Here is a 16,017-nt window from a genome sequence, read left to right on the forward strand (position 1 = left end):
ATCAGTGATCAATATAGAGTATTGCATAAATATCTAATTTTCTGACTGCATTGAAAAGAACACCCGAGACTCAGAGGAATAATATGGCTCGTCATACACCTATAACGTGTTATCGTAATATCGGTATTAGCGCACACATTGATGCAGGTAAAACGACAACTACTGAACGTATTTTGTTCTACACTGGTGTGAACCATAAAATTGGTGAAGTTCATGACGGTGCAGCCACTATGGATTGGATGGAACAGGAGCAGGAACGCGGTATTACTATCACCTCTGCAGCTACAACTGCTTTTTGGTCTGGCATGGCTAATCAGTTCTCATCTCATCGTATTAACATCATTGATACTCCAGGGCATGTAGACTTTACTATTGAGGTAGAGCGCTCCATGCGCGTTTTAGATGGTGCAGTGATGATTTATTGTGCGGTCGGAGGTGTTCAGCCACAATCGGAAACTGTTTGGCGTCAAGCTAATAAATATATCGTGCCACGTATCGCATTTATTAATAAAATGGATCGTATGGGGGCGAATTTTTTAAAAGTTGTTAATCAAATTAAAGTACGGCTTGCAGCAAACCCAGTTCCTATTCAGTTAGCTATTGGTTCAGAAGAAACATTTACTGGTGTTATTGATTTGGTAAAAATGAAAGCTATTCAGTGGAATGATGCTGACCAGGGCGTGACTTTTACATATGAGAGCATTCCTTCTGATATGCAAGCATTAGCTGAAGAGTGGCACCAAAACTTACTGGAGTCTGCAGCGGAAGCTTCTGAAGAACTGATGGATAAATATCTGAGCGGTCAAAAATTGACTGAAAAAGAAATCAAGGATGCCCTCCGTCAGCGTGTGATTAATAATGAAGTAATTCTAGTAACATGCGGTTCAGCTTTTAAAAACAAAGGTGTTCAGGCGATGCTAGATGCTGTGATTGAATATCTTCCAGCGCCAACTAATGTGCCCGCGATAAGGGGTGTTTTAGATGACGGCAGAGGCACGTCAGTAGCGCGTGACTCGGATGATAATGAGCCATTTTCGGCACTAGCTTTTAAAATCGCTACAGATCCATTTGTAGGTAATTTAACTTTTTTTCGTGTATATTCCGGTTTTGTTAGATCCGGTGATACGGTTATGAATCCGGTGAAATTACAGCGTGAACGTTTGGGTCGCATTGTCCAAATGCACGCCAATAAGCGTGAAGAAGTAAAAGAAGTATATGCGGGCGATATTGCTGCTGCTATCGGTCTAAAAGATGTTACAACCGGCGATACTTTATGTGACATAAATAATGTTATTATTCTAGAGCGTATGGAGTTTCCCGATCCAGTGATCTCTGTAGCAGTAGAGCCAAAAACTAAAGCTGATCAGGAAAAAATGGGCATAGCTCTAGGTCGTTTAGCAAAAGAAGACCCTTCATTTCGTGTTTGGACGGACGAAGAGTCATCTCAGACTATTATTGCTGGTATGGGTGAGTTGCATTTAGAGATATTAGTTGATCGGATGAAGCGTGAATTTAATGTGTCAGCTAACATTGGTAAACCTCAAGTAGCCTATCGTGAAACTATTCGTCAAACAGTAACGAATATTGAAAGTAAATATATTAAGCAGTCAGGTGGTCGCGGTCAATTTGCTCATGTCGTAATTGACATGGGGCCGTTAGAAGAGGGCGGTCTTGGTTATGAGTTTGTCAATGATATTGTTGGTGGCTCCATCCCTAAAGAATTTATCCCCGCTGTTGATAAGGGGATTCAGGAACAACTAAAATCTGGTCCATTGGCTGGATACCCAGTAGTAAATATTAAGGTGCGCCTGCATTATGGCTCATATCATGACGTCGATTCTTCTGAGCTAGCTTTTAAACTAGCTGCCTCTTTAGCTTTTAAATCTGCATTTAATCAAGCTAAACCTGTTCTACTGGAACCGATAATGAGAGTTGAGGTAGAAACTCCCGTAGAATATATGGGCGATGTCATTGGTGATCTCAATCGTCGACGAGGACTTATTGAAGGTATGGAAGACACTACCACCGGTAAGACTATTCGCGCTCAGGTGCCCTTATCTGTAATGTTTGGTTATGCAACTGACCTACGCTCACAAACTCAAGGTCGTGCTTCGTACTCCATGGAGTTTCTAAAGTATTATGAAGCCCCAAATTATGTCGCTCAAGCTGTTATCGAAGCCCGTGGCAAATAAAGTGCCGGGTTTATATTATGGAATTATCCTCCACTCAGTATTGTGAGGGTACAGAAAGTAAGGAATATTGTTGTGGCTAAAGAAAAATTTGAACGCTCTAAACCGCATGTCAATGTTGGCACGATTGGTCATGTTGATCATGGTAAAACCACCTTAACTGCAGCCATTACAACTGTATTAGCTAAAAGGTATGGCGGTACTGCGCGTGCATTTGATCAGATAGATAACGCACCAGAAGAAAAAGCACGGGGTATTACCATCAATACTTCACATGTAGAATATGATACCACAAAAAGACATTATGCACATGTTGATTGCCCCGGGCACGCTGACTATATTAAGAATATGATTACTGGTGCTGCCCAAATGGATGGAGCAATTTTAGTGGTTGCGGCAACTGATGGCCCAATGCCTCAAACTCGTGAACATATTTTGCTCGGTCGTCAAGTAGGAGTGCCATATATTATTGTTTTTCTTAACAAATGTGATATGGTTGATGATGAGGAATTATTAGAGCTTGTAGAAATGGAAGTTCGGGATCTCTTGTCACAGTATGACTTCCCTGGTGATCTGACCCCAATTGTTTATGGCTCTGCGTTAAAAGCCTTAGAGGGCGATGCTACATGGGAAGCGAAAATTATCGAATTAGCTAATCATTTAGATAATTATATTCCCCAACCTCAGCGTGCGATTGATCAAGACTTTTTGCTGCCGATTGAAGATGTCTTTTCCATTTCTGGTCGTGGTACAGTAGTAACTGGTCGTGTAGAGCGTGGGGTGATTAAAGTTGGTGATGAAGTAGAGATTGTTGGTATTAAAGATACTGTAAAATCAATTTGTACTGGTGTTGAAATGTTTCGTAAGCTTTTAGATGAGGGACGCGCAGGAGAAAATTGCGGTATTTTGTTGAGGGGTATTAAGAGAGAAGACATCCAAAGAGGTCAGGTTTTAGCTAAGCCTGGAACCATTAAGCCTCATACTCAATTTGAATCAGAAGTTTATATCTTATCTAAAGAAGAAGGCGGACGCCATACTCCATTTTTTCAAGGTTATCGACCACAGTTTTATTTTCGGACAACTGACGTAACAGGTACTATAGATCTGCCAGCCGGCGTTGAAATGGTTATGCCAGGCGATAATATCAAGATGACAGTGACCCTTATTCACCCAATCGCTATGGATGAAGGATTACGTTTTGCTATCCGAGAAGGAGGTCGTACTGTTGGAGCCGGTATTGTTTCTAAAGTGATTTGTTGAATTTATGATTCCTATTAGCTGTGATTGTCATCAGAGACGCTTAGAGAGTAAATGTAATCTGCTTATCCCTAAGTTGGATTCCGTAATGATTCAATGATATTAAATATATAGACAAAAACATTGCAGTTGCTTTGTGTATATACATGATATAGTATATCAGTACTAATAAGACATGTTTTTTAGTACTAAAGGATTTCATTACAAGCAAGACATCACTACTGACACATATCACTCGTAACTCGTATTTTATATAATTAAAATTATAATACGCGCATACTAATCGTAAACAGATTAGTCATAGTAGTTTTTTATAAATAATTGGAGTTCTGGTATCATGCAGAACCAAAGAATTCGTATCCGTCTAAAAGCTTTTGATCATCGTTTAATCGATCGATCTACCTTGGAGATCGTAGAGACTGCTAAAAGAACCGGCGCGCAGGTGCATGGTCCTATTCCATTACCAACACGTAAAGAGCGTTTTACTGTTCTGATCTCCCCTCATGTTAATAAAGATGCGAGAGATCAATATGAAATTCGTACGCATAAGCGTTTAGTTGATATCGTCGAGCCTACTGAAAAAACAGTAGATGCATTGATGAGACTAGATCTAGCTGCCGGTGTAGATGTGCAGATTAGTCTAGGTTAGACTGCATATTCAGCAGGGAGAGGGTCAAATGATTGGTTTAGTTGGTAAAAAAATTGGTATGACCCGCATCTTTACAGAAGAGGGCCTGTCTATACCTATTACTGTAATTCAGTTAGAAGAAAATCGTATAACTCAAGTGAAAACACTTGAAAAAGATGGTTATGCTGCTATTCAAGTGACTACCGGCATAAAAAAAAGAAACCGTATTACTAAGCCTCAAGCGGGTCATTTTGCTAAATCTGGTATTTTAGCTGGACGGGGTTTATGGGAGTTTAAAACTTCTGAGGCAGAATCATTTCACATAGGACAGAGTATTAATATTCAGATTTTCTCTAATTCTGGTTTAAAAAAAGTTGATGTCTCTGGTTTTTCTAAAGGCAGAGGCTTTACTGGTACCGTTAAGCGCTGGAACTTTCGGACTCAGGATGCAACACATGGTAATTCACTGTCTCATCGTGTTCCGGGTTCTATAGGGCAAAATCAGACTCCAGGAAAAGTATTCAAAGGTAAAAAAATGGCAGGCCATATGGGAAATCAACGTGTAACCATCCAGAGTTTAAAAGTCATGCGTATTGATATTGATCGAAATTTGCTTCTAGTGAAAGGAGCAGTTCCTGGTGCCACTGGCAGTAATTTAATCATTAAACCAGCTGTAAAGGGGTAAAGAGGTATAGAAATGGAATTAGTATTAAAAGATGCACAAGGGGTGCTAACTGTTTCTGATACTACCTTTAATCGTCATTTTAACGAAGCGTTAGTGCACCAGGTAGTTGTTGCATACGCAGCAGGTTCGCGTCAGGGTACTCGTGCTCAAAAGACTCGAGCTGAGGTGACTGGGTCAGGTAAAAAACCATGGCGCCAGAAAGGTACAGGTCGTGCACGTGCTGGTTCCGTGAAAAGTCCGATTTGGCGCTCTGGCGGTATAACTTTTGCTGCTAAATCTAAAGATTATAGTCAAAAAATTAACAAAAAGATGTATCGTGGTGCAATGAAAAGCATCTTCTCTGAGCTTATACGTAAAGATCGTCTATTTATTGTTACACAATTTTCAATCCCAGAACCTAAAACTAGGCTTCTTCTAGACAAGCTCCAAGAGATGCATCTAGATAATGCACTAATCGTCGTTTGTTCTATAGATGCGAATTTACTTCTTGCTTCACGTAACTTATATTCAGTTCAGGTATGTAACACAGCGGGTATTAACCCAATTGGCTTGCTCTCTTATAAAAAAGTGATAATTACTGTTGATGCCATGAAGCAGCTTGAGGAGACGCTTATATGAACTGGGAAGAACGTTTACTAAAAATCCTGCGCAGTCCTCATGTTTCTGAAAAAGCTTCTTCTTCAATGGAAAAGCACAATACTATTGTTCTGAAGGTCTCTATAGATTCTAGTAAATTAGAAATTAAATCGGCTATACAGAAGATTTTTTCAGTGGAAGTGGAATGTGTAAATACATTATTAGTAAAAGGTAAAACCAAGCGTCACAAACAGCGTGTAGGTCATCGTAAAAACTGGAAAAAGGCTTATATTACTATAAAATCAGGTCAAGATATAGCCTTGGTTGGCAGAACTGAGTAAAGAAGGAGTAACGAAATAATAATGACAATTGTGCAATGTAAACCGACATCTCCTGGTCGTCGTCATATGGTTAAGGTAATCAACTCGGATCTACATAAAGGAAAACCATTTGCTCCTCTTGTCAGGAAACACAATAAAACTGGTGGTCGTAATAATACTGGTAGAATTACCACTCGACATATTGGTGGCGGGCATAAGCAGGCGTACCGTGTAATTGATTTTAAACGGAATAAAGATGGGATTCCAGCAGTTGTTGAGCGTCTTGAGTATGATCCAAATCGATCCTCTAACATTGCGTTAGTACTGTATAAAGATGGTGTACGTCGTTATATTTTAGCCCCTAAAGGGGTGACATCTGGCGATCAAATACAATCTGGTATTGGAGCTATGATTAAAATTGGTAACACATTACCTATGCGCTATATTCCAGTTGGGTCTACTGTACATAATGTAGAAATGAAACCAGGGAAAGGTGGGCAAATTGCACGATCAGCGGGGTCTTATGTACAAATCGTTGCACGTGAAGGTTCTTGTGTTACATTACGCTTGCGTTCTGGTGAAATGCGCAAAGTGGCGCTAGACTGTCGTGCCACTTTAGGTGAAGTTGGCAATGCTGAGCACATGCTGCGTGTACTAGGTAAATCCGGCGCAGCGCGGTGGCGAGGTATTCGCCCAACTGTTCGTGGTACAGCCATGAATCCCGTAGATCATCCGCACGGTGGTGGTGAAGGGCGTAACTTTGGTAAGCATCCAGTCTCTCCTTGGGGTTTACAAACTAAGGGTAAAAAAACTAGAAGAAATAAACGTACTGATAAATTTATCGTGCGTCGCCGTAGCAAATAATTTAAAGGATAAGCCATGCCGCGTTCTCTTAAGAAGGGTCCATTTATTGACCTACACTTACTAAAGAAGGTAGAAAAAGCTTTAGTAACCGGAGAAAGAAAGCCTGTGCGCACTTGGTCACGTCGTTCGACAATCTTTCCAAAAATGATCGGTTTAACCATTGCGATTCATAATGGTCGCCAACATATTCCTGTATTTGTGTCTGATGATATGGTTGGTCACAAATTAGGTGAGTTTTCTCCTACGCGCACCTATCGCGGCCACACTGCTGATAAAAAAGTCAAGAAACGCTAAAACAGGAGGATCAAAGATGGAAATTATTGCACAACAACGATATGCTCGATCTTCTGCACAAAAGATTCGCTTAGTTGCTGATATTATACGAGGAAAAAAAGTGTCAAAAGCTTTAGACCTTTTAACCTACACAAATAAGAAAGCAGCGATTTTAGTCAAAAAAGTTTTAGAATCTGCTATTGCTAATGCTGAGCATAACGAGGGCGCCGATATCGATAACTTAATGATTACGAAAATATTTATTAACGAAGGCCCCAGTATGAAACGCATTATGCCTCGTGCAAAAGGTCGTGCTGATCGCATCTTAAAGCGAGCTAGTCATATTACTTTGGCCGTATCCGATCGATAAGACTCTGGAGAGTAGAAATGGGTCAAAAAGTACATCCTCATGGTATGCGATTGGGTATCGTAAAGTCCTGGAACTCTACTTGGTTCGCTAATACCAAAGAATTTGCTGATAACTTAGACAGCGACTTTAAAGTTCGTCAATTCCTCATGAAAGAACTAATTAAAGCATCAGTTTCTCGTGTTGTAATTGAGAGACCTACTAAAAGCATTCGCGTAACAATTCATACTGCCCGTCCGGGTATAGTTATAGGAAAAAAAGGCGAAGATGTAGAAAAACTTCGTCAAGTTATCGCAAATATTTCTGGTGTTCCCGCACAGATTAATATTTCTGAAGTTCGTAAGCCAGAACTAGATGCTAAGTTAGTGTCTGACAATATCGCAGCACAATTAGAGCGTCGTGTAATATTCCGTCGTGCTATGAAACGAGCCGTACAGAATGCAATGCGTTTAGGTGCCAAAGGAATAAAGGTCAAGGTCAGTGGTCGCCTGGGCGGTGCGGAAATTGCACGTACTGAATGGTATCGCGAGGGTCGCGTACCATTGCATACTCTACGAGCAGATATTGACTATAATACCTCTGAGGCTCATACTACGTATGGTGTTATTGGGGTCAAGGTATGGATCTTTAAAGGGGAGATCCTAGGTGGTATGACTGCGATTGAACAACCGGAACAATCTGCTCCGCCTAAAAAGAAACAGCGTAAAAACCGCAAGTAAGGAGAATCGCTGATGTTACAACCAAGGCGTACAAAATTCCGCAAGATGCAGAAAGGCCGAAATCGTGGTTTAGCGCAAGGTACGGATATTAGCTTCGGTGTCTTTGGTCTTAAAGCTGTTGATCGTGGTCGTTTAACTGCCCGCCAGATCGAAGCAGCACGCCGCGCCATGACTCGTGCTATGAAGCGTCAGGGAAAAATCTGGATCCGTATTTTCCCAGATAAGCCAATTACTGAAAAGCCACTAGAAGTGCGTATGGGTAAGGGTAAAGGTAATGTGGAATATTGGGTAGCCTTAATTCAACCAGGTAAGATCTTATATGAAATGAACGGTGTTTCAGAAGAGCTTGCCCGTGAAGCGTTTAAATTAGCAGCATCAAAACTATCCATTAAAACCACCTTTGTAACTAAAACGGTGATGTAATGAAAGCTATAGATCTATGTGAAAAAAGCATTGAAGATCTTCATATCCAACTTGTGATCCTTTTACGTAAACAGTTCAATTTACGTATGCAATCAGGATCCGGTCAGTTTAAACAAACTCATGTTTTTAAGCAGGTTCGTCGCGATATTGCACGCGTTAAGACTGTGCTGACTCACAAGGCTAAAGTATCATGACTGACAAAATTCGTACATTGCAAGGTAGAGTAATTAGCAATAAAATGGAAAAATCAATTGTCGTGGTTATTGAGCGGTTTGTAAAGCACCCGATATATGGTAAATTTATAAAGCGTACGACTAAATTACATGTGCATGATGAGCACAATGAATGCGAGATTGGCGATGTTGTAAGTATCCGTGAGTGTCGTCCGTTATCCAAAACCAAGTCGTGGACTCTCGTTCGTGTTATAGAGAAAACAATTATATAATAGGATGCCACACACCTCATATTTTAAGAGAAACGGCTCCGACAGCGAGCCGTTTATTATTTCTATCTATAACAATAGAAGCAGTGCTATACTATTTCTATTTTGATAGAAAGATTAATCAAATCTAAGTCAGTGTAGGTATTCAAATATGTAACTAAAACTAGCGGAGTACTAAAATGATCCAAGAACAGACTATGTTGCACGTTGCCGATAACTCTGGCGCGCGTCGTGTAATGTGTATCAAGGTTCTGGGTGGTTCACACCGACGTTATGCGGGTATAGGCGATATCATTAAAATTACCATCAAGGAAGCTATCCCTCGTGGTAAAGTTAAGAAAGGTGACGTTCTTAAAGCAGTAGTTGTGCGTACCAAAAAAGGTGTGCGTCGCCCAGACGGTTCTATCATTCGATTCGACGGAAATGCATGTGTGATATTAAATAATCACAGTGAGCAACCAGTTGGGACGCGAATTTTTGGACCCGTAACTCGTGAATTACGAAGTGAAAAATTCATGAAGATTATCTCTTTAGCACCAGAGGTGCTTTAAGGAACCAAAAATGGCCGCTAAGATCCGGCGTAATGATGAAGTAATTGTGTTATCTGGCAAAGATAAAGGCAAGCGCGGTAAAGTAAAGCATGTGTTAGTTTGTGGAAAAATCCTTGTTGAGGGTATTAATTTAGTTATTAAACATCAAAAACCAATTCCAGCTCTTAATCACCCAGGTGGGATTGTGAAAAAAGAAGCGGCAATACAGATATCTAATGTTGCACTTTTTAACTCAGACACTGGTAAAGCCGATCGAGTAGGCTTTAGATTTGAGGGAGGAAAAAAAGTCCGATTCTTTAAATCTAACAGTAAGACCATAAGTAATATGGAGTAGTTCAATGGCAAGATTATATGCTGTGTATAAAAAAGAAATAGTGAAAAAACTTATGACTGACTTTGGGTATCACTCTGTCATGCGTGTACCACGAATTGAAAAAATTACTCTAAATATGGGTGTAGGTCAAGAAAGTTCGGACAAAAAAATATTAGATCACGCAGTATCTAACTTGGCGGCCATATCTGGTCAAAAACCTCTGATTACTAAAGCACGTAAGTCTATAGCAAGTTTTAAAATTCGTGAGGGTTATCCGATTGGGTGCAAAGTAACTCTACGTGGCGAACGTATGTGGGAATTCTTAGAGCGTCTTATTTCTATTGCTGTTCCACGTATTCGTGATTTTAGAGGCTTATCTACCAAATCTTTCGACGGACATGGCAATTACAGTATAGGTGTACGCGAGCAGATTATTTTTCCAGAGATCAATTATGATCAAATTGATCGAATTCGTGGGATGGATATCAGTATTACTACTACGGCACAATCTGATACTGAAGGGGAGGCGCTCTTATCTGCATTTAATTTTCCATTTCGCAAGTAATTAAGGGGCGCTCTTATGGCTAAAAAAGCATTAAAAGCACGCGAAGTTGTTCGCGTAAAAATGGCCAAAAAATATCGCTCTCAACGTAAAACACTAAAAGATGTTATTTCTAGTGTCAATGCATCTACGGAAGAGCGTTGGAATGCCATGTTAAAATTACAAAATATACCTCGTGATTCCAGCCCTTCTCGTCAGCGTAATCGCTGTCGTCAGACTGGTCGACCACATGGTTACGTTAGTAAATTTGGTTTAAGTCGCATCAAATTGCGTGAGGCCGCCATGCGCGGTGAGGTACCTGGTTTAAAAAAGGCTAGCTGGTAAAGACTAGCTATATACTAGGAGTAAAACAGATGAGTATGCAGGATCCAATTGCAGATATGTTAACTCGTATCCGTAACGCTCAGGCAGCGAATAAAATTTCAGTTAAAATGCCTTCTTCTAAATTAAAATTAGCTATTGCTGTTCTTCTAAAAGAGGAAGGATATATTTTAACATATTCTATAATACGAGATATCAAGATAGAGCTAGAGTTAACTTTAAAGTATTTTCAAGGAAAGTCTGTTATTGAAAGTATTCAGCGTGTGAGTCGTCCAGGATTAAGAGTCTACAAACGAAAACACGAATTACCAAAGGTTATGGCTGGACTAGGTATTTCCGTAGTCTCTACCTCTAAGGGTGTGATGACAGATCGTTCGGCTCGTCAATCAGGTCTCGGTGGTGAAATTGTCTGCTACATAGCGTAACTGCGCGTAGCTTAATTGGAGGGACTGGAAAAATGTCTCGTGTTGCTAAAGCACCTGTTAGTATTCCGATCCATGTACAGGTAAAACTTGACGGTCAGGTGATTACTATTACAGGTAAAAACGATGAGTTAATACACACGTTAAATAAAGCTGTATTAGTAGAAAAAGTTGAAAACACTCTGATTTTTCTGCCACGGACAGGTTTTACTGGTGGTTGGACTCAAGCAGGCACTGCTCGTGCTCTAGTGTACGCGATGGTCATAGGTGTGACCCAAGGTTTTACTAAAAAACTACAGCTCGTTGGCATAGGTTATCGTGCTTCCCTAAAAGGGAATCGCTTAAACTTATCGCTAGGCCTATCTCATTCTATCGATCATGTGCTTCCAGAAGGCATTACGGCTACATGTATCACTCAAACTGATATTACACTACAAAGTGCTGATAAACAGCTGCTTGGTCAAGTTGCCGCCGATCTACGTGCTTATCGTCCTCCTGAACCTTATAAGGGTAAAGGGATTCGTTATGCTCATGAAGTTGTGCGTCGCAAAGAGGCCAAGAAGAAATAAGGTAAGACTATGGATAAAAAATCTTCTCGTCTTCGACGAGCAACTCGCTCACGTTATCAGCTAAAAAAGCTCAGTGCCACTCGCCTAGTAGTGCACCGTACTCCACGTCATATTTACGCACAGGTTATTGCTCCTAATGGTGCTGAAATTTTAGTAGCTGCTTCTACAGTAGAAAAAATCATTAGTAAAAAATTAAAATACACTGGAAACAAGGACGCTGCAACCACTGTTGGTACAGTGGTTGCAGAACGTGCAATTGAAAAAGGCATCACACATGTAGCTTTTGATCGTTCTGGTTTTCAATATCATGGTCGTGTGCAGGCATTAGCAGACGCCGCTCGCGAAGCTGGTCTACAGTTCTAAGGTATAAGGTGTAAGATGGCACATATCGAAAAACAACCTGGTGAACTACAGGAAAAGCTCATCTCTGTAAATCGCGTCTCTAAAACTGTTCAAGGTGGCCGTATTTTTTCTTTTACAGCCCTAACTGTTGTGGGAGACGGTAATGGACGTATGGGGTTTGGTTACGGTAAGGCACGTGAAGTGCCAGCCGCTATTCAAAAAGCAATGGAAAAAGCTCGACGAAATATGAATTACTTTGCGTTATGCCATGGTACTTTACAACATCCTGTTAAAGGCTCTCATACAGGGTCGCGTATATTTATGAAGCCAGCATCAGAAGGAACTGGTATTATTGCTGGTGGCGCAATGCGCGCCGTGCTAGAAGTAGCCGGTATTCATAATGTGCTAGCTAAAGCTTACGGTTCAACGAATCCTATCAATGTGGTTCGCGCTACTTTAGATGGTCTTATGAAAATGAGATCTCCAGAGATGGTTGCTGCTAAACGCGGTAAATCTATTGACAATATCCTTGGAGATATGCGGCATGGCTAAAATGATCAAAATTACTCAAACTCGTAGCGCGATCGGTTGCCTACCTAAGCATAAGGCCACTTTGCTTGGTTTAGGTCTGCGGCGAATTGGTCATACTGTATATCGTAAAGATACAGTAGCTATTCGAGGTATGATGAGCGCCGTGTCTTACATGATTAAATCCGGGGAGGGGTTATAGGTGTATTTAAATACTTTATCGCCTGCTGAAGGTTCTAAACATGTCGCAAAACGTTTAGGACGAGGTATTGGCTCTGGTTTTGGAAAAACCGCTGGACGGGGTCATAAAGGACAAAAATCTCGTGCTGGTAGTGGTGCACATCGCGGATTTGAGGGGGGTCAGACACCTTTGTACCGGCGTCTACCAAAATTTGGTTTTATTTCTCGTAAGGCTATGTTTACCGCACAAGTACGCTTATCTGATTTAAATAGGATTAAAAATCCTATCATTGATCTCCATACCTTAAAAGAAGCACGTTTAATTCGTATGCAGACTAAATTTGTCAAAGTGATACTTTTTGGTGGTATTGAGACAGCCAAAACGATTCGTGGGTTACGTGTAACCCAAGGTGCTCGTTCTTTAATCCTTGCTGCTGGCGGAAAAATTGAGGCATAACTAATCAATGGTTAAGCAATCACGACTTGGTTTTCAAAGCACAAAAGGTGGCTTTAGTGAGCTAAAAATTAGACTAATATTTCTTATCGGTGCGCTGACTATTTTTCGTATTGGTTCTTTTATTCCTATTCCAGGCATAGATGTTACTATTATTTCCAATCTACTTGAGAACCAGCGTGGAACTATTATTGACATGTTCAATATGTTTTCTGGAGGTTCCTTAAGTCGCGCTTCTATCTTTGCTCTAGGGATAATGCCATATATATCCGCATCAATTATCGTACAGATATTAACGATGGTTAACCCTACGCTATCTGAAATAAAAAAGGAAGGAGAGGTTGGTCGTCAAAAAATTAGCCAGTATACCCGTTACGCTACTTTAGCGCTTGGCATACTTCAGTCCATCGGAATCGCTATAGGTTTACCAAATATGCCAGGAATGCACGGTCTGGTATTGCATCCAGGGCTGGGATTCTGCGTCACTGCTGTTATTAGTCTAGTAACTGGAACCATGTTTCTTATGTGGTTAGGTGAGCAAATTACAGAGAGAGGAATGGGTAATGGTATTTCTATGATTATCTTTGCGGGTATTGTAGCTGGTTTGCCACCTGCAGTTGGGCATACTCTTGAAGAAGCCAGAGAAGGTGAGTTACATGTTCTTTTTTTAATATTACTAGCAGCGCTAGTCTTTTCTATCACCTTATTTGTTGTATTTATTGAGCGTGGTCAACGACGAATCCCTGTGCATTACGCACAACGTCAGCAAGGTCGAAGAATTTATGCTGCACATAACACACACTTACCTTTAAAAGTTAATATGTCTGGGGTTATTCCTGCTATCTTTGCTTCTAGCCTAATTTTACTTCCTGCTACGCTAACATCATGGTTTGGTGGTGGTATTGGTTCTGGTTGGTTGACTAAAATTTCAATTTTCCTACAGCCTGGAGAGCCACTTTATGTGTTACTCTATGCAACAGCAATTGTTTTTTTCTCTTTTTTTTATACAGAGTTAGTTTTTAATCCACGTGAAACAGCAGATAATTTAAAAAAATGTGGTGCATTTATTTTAGGGATTCGTCCAGGAGAACATACCGGCAAGTATATTCATAAGGTTATGACCCGACTAACATTAATTGGTTCTTTATATATTACATTGATTTGCCTCATTCCAGAGTTTCTGCGTCATGCAATGAAAGTTCCATTTTATTTTGGTGGCACATCTTTGCTGATTGTGGTAGTTGTTATCATGGATTTTATGGCGCAAGTACAAACATTGTTAATGTCTAGTCGATACGAATCTGTATTAAAAAAAGCAAACTTAAAAGGTTACAGTCGTTAAGGGGGAAAAATGAAAGTATGTGCTTCTGTTAAAAAATTATGTCGTGATTGCAAGATTATTCGTCGTAATGGAGTGGTCCGCGTAATTTGTAGTACTGAGCCTAAACATAAACAGCGACAAGGTTAAGAAATGCTTATATGTTGTAATTGGATTAAACCGATTTAAATACTTGTGTATTGACTATATGTTCTAATAGAAGTATTCTAAAATGGGCTTTTGGATAAAAGAAACACCAGGAGACACCAGTTCTTAAGATATAGGAGTGCATAGTGGCCCGTATAGCAGGGATTAACATTCCTGATCAAAAACATACCGTAATTGCATTAACTGCGATATTTGGTATTGGCAAAAACCGTTCACAGTTTATTTGCAGATCAACGGGTATTGCTGAACATGTTAAGATCAGAGATCTACCCGAAGAGAAACTTGACATGCTTCGTGATGCAGTGGCAAAATTTGTTGTTGAAGGTGATCTGCGTCGTGAAGTCACCATGAGCATTAAGCGTCTTATGGATCTTGGGTGTTATCGTGGATTGCGTCATCGCCGCAGTCTTCCAGTTCACGGTCAACGAACAAAGACTAACGCTAGGACGCGCAAGGGTCCGCGTAAACCGATCAAGAAATAATCTGGATAATTAAATAATGACTAAGGTACCGGTTCGTTCACGTAAGCGAGTAAAAAAACAACTCTCTGATGGAGTAGCTCATATTCATGCCTCCTTTAACAATACTATTGTCACCATCACGGATCGTCAGGGTAATGCATTAGGTTGGGCAACAGCTGGTGGGTCTGGTTTTCGTGGTTCTCGTAAATCTACGCCATTTGCTGCACAAGTTGCTGCAGAACACTGTGCAGAATCTGTAAAGGATTATGGTATTAAAAATTTAGAGGTAATGGTTAAAGGACCAGGTCCGGGTCGCGAATCAACTATTCGCGCTCTCAATGCTGCTGGTTTTCGTATTACAAATATTACCGATGTAACCCCAATCCCACATAACGGTTGTCGTCCACCCAAGAAACGTCGAGTTTAACATTTCTTTTTAAGGAAGATTGGAGAAAGAAAATGGCAAGATATTTGGGTCCGACACTAAAGATTAGTCGTCGCGAAGGCACAGACCTATTTCTCAAGTCTGGTGTGCGCGCAATTGACACAAAATGTAATTTAGAGCAAGCCCCTGGTCAGCATGGAGCCCATACAAAACGTCTATCAGACTACGGAATTCAATTACGTGAAAAACAGAAAGTTCGCCGTATGTATGGGATACTAGAGCGCCAATTTCGCAATTATTATAAAGAAGCGGCTCGATTACGAGGTAATACTGGCGATAATTTATTATCGCTCTTAGAAGGTCGTTTAGATAATGTAGTGTATCGTATGGGTTTTGGTGCTACACGTTCTGAGGCGCGACAGTTAGTTAGCCATAAAGCCATTATGGTAAACAGACGAGTAGTAAATATTGCTTCTTATCAGGTATCATTAAACGATGTTATTAGCATTCGAGATAAAGCCAAAAAACAATCTCGTGTCAAAGCCGCATTAGAACTAGCAAATCAGCGTGAACAACCAACGTGGTTAGCTGTTGATGTTACAAAAATGGAAGGGGTATTTAAACATGTTCCGGAACGTACTGATCTTACTGCAGATATCAATGAACACCTTATCGTCGAACTTTACTCTAAGTAAAGTAG

The 16,017-nt window shown here is 40.5% G+C and carries 28 protein-coding genes; all 28 read left to right on the forward strand.

The window, feature by feature from the left end; genetic code table 11:
* Window positions 1-83: 83 nt before the first annotated feature.
* Entirely contained in the window at window positions 84-2,192 is a 2,109-nt protein-coding gene (gene fusA, locus CIPSTX3056_RS01270) for an elongation factor G (RefSeq protein WP_072666158.1), read from the forward strand.
* A 72-nt stretch (window positions 2,193-2,264) separates the two neighbouring features.
* Window positions 2,265-3,449 carry an elongation factor Tu gene (tuf, locus tag CIPSTX3056_RS01275; RefSeq protein ID WP_072666159.1) on the forward strand — a complete coding sequence of 395 codons (1,185 nt, stop codon included), beginning with the start codon at window positions 2,265-2,267 and terminating at the stop codon, window positions 3,447-3,449.
* Window positions 3,450-3,783: 334 nt separating this feature from the next.
* Entirely contained in the window at window positions 3,784-4,095 is a 312-nt protein-coding gene (rpsJ, locus tag CIPSTX3056_RS01280; protein WP_072666160.1) for a 30S ribosomal protein S10, read from the forward strand.
* A gap of 28 nt (window positions 4,096-4,123) precedes the next feature.
* Window positions 4,124-4,759 (forward strand): 50S ribosomal protein L3, encoded by a 636-nt coding sequence (rplC, locus tag CIPSTX3056_RS01285; RefSeq protein WP_072666161.1) that lies wholly within the window; start codon window positions 4,124-4,126, stop codon window positions 4,757-4,759.
* 12 nt (window positions 4,760-4,771) lie between these two features.
* Window positions 4,772-5,377 (forward strand): 50S ribosomal protein L4, encoded by a 606-nt coding sequence (gene rplD / locus CIPSTX3056_RS01290; protein ID WP_072666162.1) that lies wholly within the window; start codon window positions 4,772-4,774, stop codon window positions 5,375-5,377.
* Window positions 5,374-5,676, forward strand: a complete 303-nt coding sequence (rplW, locus tag CIPSTX3056_RS01295) for a 50S ribosomal protein L23 (RefSeq protein ID WP_072666163.1) — start codon at window positions 5,374-5,376, stop codon at window positions 5,674-5,676. The genes rplD and rplW overlap by 4 nt, the downstream gene beginning before the upstream one ends.
* 21 nt (window positions 5,677-5,697) lie before the next feature.
* Window positions 5,698-6,519, forward strand: a complete 822-nt coding sequence (gene rplB, locus CIPSTX3056_RS01300) for a 50S ribosomal protein L2 (protein ID WP_072666164.1) — start codon at window positions 5,698-5,700, stop codon at window positions 6,517-6,519.
* A gap of 15 nt (window positions 6,520-6,534) precedes the next feature.
* The gene (gene rpsS, locus CIPSTX3056_RS01305) at window positions 6,535-6,813 is read left to right on the forward strand and encodes a 30S ribosomal protein S19 (RefSeq protein WP_072666165.1); all 279 of its coding nucleotides are present in this window, start codon (window positions 6,535-6,537) and stop codon (window positions 6,811-6,813) included.
* 16 nt (window positions 6,814-6,829) lie between these two features.
* Window positions 6,830-7,162, forward strand: coding sequence for a 50S ribosomal protein L22 (gene rplV / locus CIPSTX3056_RS01310; protein ID WP_072666166.1), 333 nt, complete (start codon window positions 6,830-6,832; stop codon window positions 7,160-7,162).
* Between the two features lie 17 nt (window positions 7,163-7,179).
* Window positions 7,180-7,878 carry a 30S ribosomal protein S3 gene (gene rpsC / locus CIPSTX3056_RS01315; RefSeq protein ID WP_072666167.1) on the forward strand — a complete coding sequence of 233 codons (699 nt, stop codon included), beginning with the start codon at window positions 7,180-7,182 and terminating at the stop codon, window positions 7,876-7,878.
* Window positions 7,879-7,890: 12 nt separating this feature from the next.
* The gene (gene rplP, locus CIPSTX3056_RS01320; RefSeq protein WP_072666168.1) at window positions 7,891-8,301 is read left to right on the forward strand and encodes a 50S ribosomal protein L16; all 411 of its coding nucleotides are present in this window, start codon (window positions 7,891-7,893) and stop codon (window positions 8,299-8,301) included.
* On the forward strand, window positions 8,301-8,495 hold the full coding sequence (rpmC, locus tag CIPSTX3056_RS01325) for a 50S ribosomal protein L29 (protein ID WP_072666169.1): 195 nt from the start codon (window positions 8,301-8,303) through the stop codon (window positions 8,493-8,495). The genes rplP and rpmC overlap by 1 nt, the downstream gene beginning before the upstream one ends.
* Window positions 8,492-8,746, forward strand: coding sequence for a 30S ribosomal protein S17 (gene rpsQ, locus CIPSTX3056_RS01330; protein ID WP_072666170.1), 255 nt, complete (start codon window positions 8,492-8,494; stop codon window positions 8,744-8,746). The genes rpmC and rpsQ overlap by 4 nt, the downstream gene beginning before the upstream one ends.
* A gap of 176 nt (window positions 8,747-8,922) precedes the next feature.
* Entirely contained in the window at window positions 8,923-9,294 is a 372-nt protein-coding gene (gene rplN / locus CIPSTX3056_RS01335) for a 50S ribosomal protein L14 (protein WP_072666171.1), read from the forward strand.
* A gap of 10 nt (window positions 9,295-9,304) precedes the next feature.
* Window positions 9,305-9,628 carry a 50S ribosomal protein L24 gene (gene rplX / locus CIPSTX3056_RS01340; protein ID WP_072666172.1) on the forward strand — a complete coding sequence of 108 codons (324 nt, stop codon included), beginning with the start codon at window positions 9,305-9,307 and terminating at the stop codon, window positions 9,626-9,628.
* Between the two features lie 4 nt (window positions 9,629-9,632).
* Entirely contained in the window at window positions 9,633-10,172 is a 540-nt protein-coding gene (gene rplE / locus CIPSTX3056_RS01345; RefSeq protein ID WP_072666173.1) for a 50S ribosomal protein L5, read from the forward strand.
* Between the two features lie 15 nt (window positions 10,173-10,187).
* Entirely contained in the window at window positions 10,188-10,493 is a 306-nt protein-coding gene (rpsN, locus tag CIPSTX3056_RS01350) for a 30S ribosomal protein S14 (RefSeq protein ID WP_072666174.1), read from the forward strand.
* A gap of 29 nt (window positions 10,494-10,522) precedes the next feature.
* Window positions 10,523-10,915, forward strand: coding sequence for a 30S ribosomal protein S8 (gene rpsH, locus CIPSTX3056_RS01355; RefSeq protein ID WP_072666175.1), 393 nt, complete (start codon window positions 10,523-10,525; stop codon window positions 10,913-10,915).
* A 32-nt stretch (window positions 10,916-10,947) separates the two neighbouring features.
* On the forward strand, window positions 10,948-11,481 hold the full coding sequence (gene rplF / locus CIPSTX3056_RS01360; protein ID WP_072666176.1) for a 50S ribosomal protein L6: 534 nt from the start codon (window positions 10,948-10,950) through the stop codon (window positions 11,479-11,481).
* A gap of 9 nt (window positions 11,482-11,490) precedes the next feature.
* Window positions 11,491-11,844, forward strand: coding sequence for a 50S ribosomal protein L18 (gene rplR, locus CIPSTX3056_RS01365; RefSeq protein ID WP_072666177.1), 354 nt, complete (start codon window positions 11,491-11,493; stop codon window positions 11,842-11,844).
* Window positions 11,845-11,859: 15 nt separating this feature from the next.
* Window positions 11,860-12,375 carry a 30S ribosomal protein S5 gene (gene rpsE / locus CIPSTX3056_RS01370; protein ID WP_072666178.1) on the forward strand — a complete coding sequence of 172 codons (516 nt, stop codon included), beginning with the start codon at window positions 11,860-11,862 and terminating at the stop codon, window positions 12,373-12,375.
* On the forward strand, window positions 12,368-12,553 hold the full coding sequence (gene rpmD, locus CIPSTX3056_RS01375) for a 50S ribosomal protein L30 (RefSeq protein WP_072666179.1): 186 nt from the start codon (window positions 12,368-12,370) through the stop codon (window positions 12,551-12,553). Before rpsE ends, rpmD begins: the two co-directional genes overlap by 8 nt.
* On the forward strand, window positions 12,554-12,988 hold the full coding sequence (gene rplO, locus CIPSTX3056_RS01380) for a 50S ribosomal protein L15 (protein WP_072666180.1): 435 nt from the start codon (window positions 12,554-12,556) through the stop codon (window positions 12,986-12,988).
* Window positions 12,989-12,995: 7 nt separating this feature from the next.
* Complete coding sequence (gene secY / locus CIPSTX3056_RS01385) at window positions 12,996-14,327, forward strand: preprotein translocase subunit SecY (protein WP_072666181.1); 1,332 nt, start codon at window positions 12,996-12,998, stop codon at window positions 14,325-14,327.
* Between the two features lie 9 nt (window positions 14,328-14,336).
* The gene (gene rpmJ, locus CIPSTX3056_RS01390; protein WP_072666182.1) at window positions 14,337-14,453 is read left to right on the forward strand and encodes a 50S ribosomal protein L36; all 117 of its coding nucleotides are present in this window, start codon (window positions 14,337-14,339) and stop codon (window positions 14,451-14,453) included.
* 143 nt (window positions 14,454-14,596) lie between these two features.
* Complete coding sequence (rpsM, locus tag CIPSTX3056_RS01395; RefSeq protein WP_072666183.1) at window positions 14,597-14,953, forward strand: 30S ribosomal protein S13; 357 nt, start codon at window positions 14,597-14,599, stop codon at window positions 14,951-14,953.
* Between the two features lie 16 nt (window positions 14,954-14,969).
* Entirely contained in the window at window positions 14,970-15,359 is a 390-nt protein-coding gene (gene rpsK, locus CIPSTX3056_RS01400; protein WP_072666184.1) for a 30S ribosomal protein S11, read from the forward strand.
* Between the two features lie 32 nt (window positions 15,360-15,391).
* On the forward strand, window positions 15,392-16,012 hold the full coding sequence (gene rpsD, locus CIPSTX3056_RS01405) for a 30S ribosomal protein S4 (protein WP_072666185.1): 621 nt from the start codon (window positions 15,392-15,394) through the stop codon (window positions 16,010-16,012).
* The last annotated feature ends 5 nt before the right edge of the window (window positions 16,013-16,017 follow it).

The sequence above is a fragment of the Candidatus Erwinia haradaeae genome, assembly GCF_900698965.1.
Classification (GTDB): domain Bacteria; phylum Pseudomonadota; class Gammaproteobacteria; order Enterobacterales; family Enterobacteriaceae; genus Erwinia_E; species Erwinia_E haradaeae_A.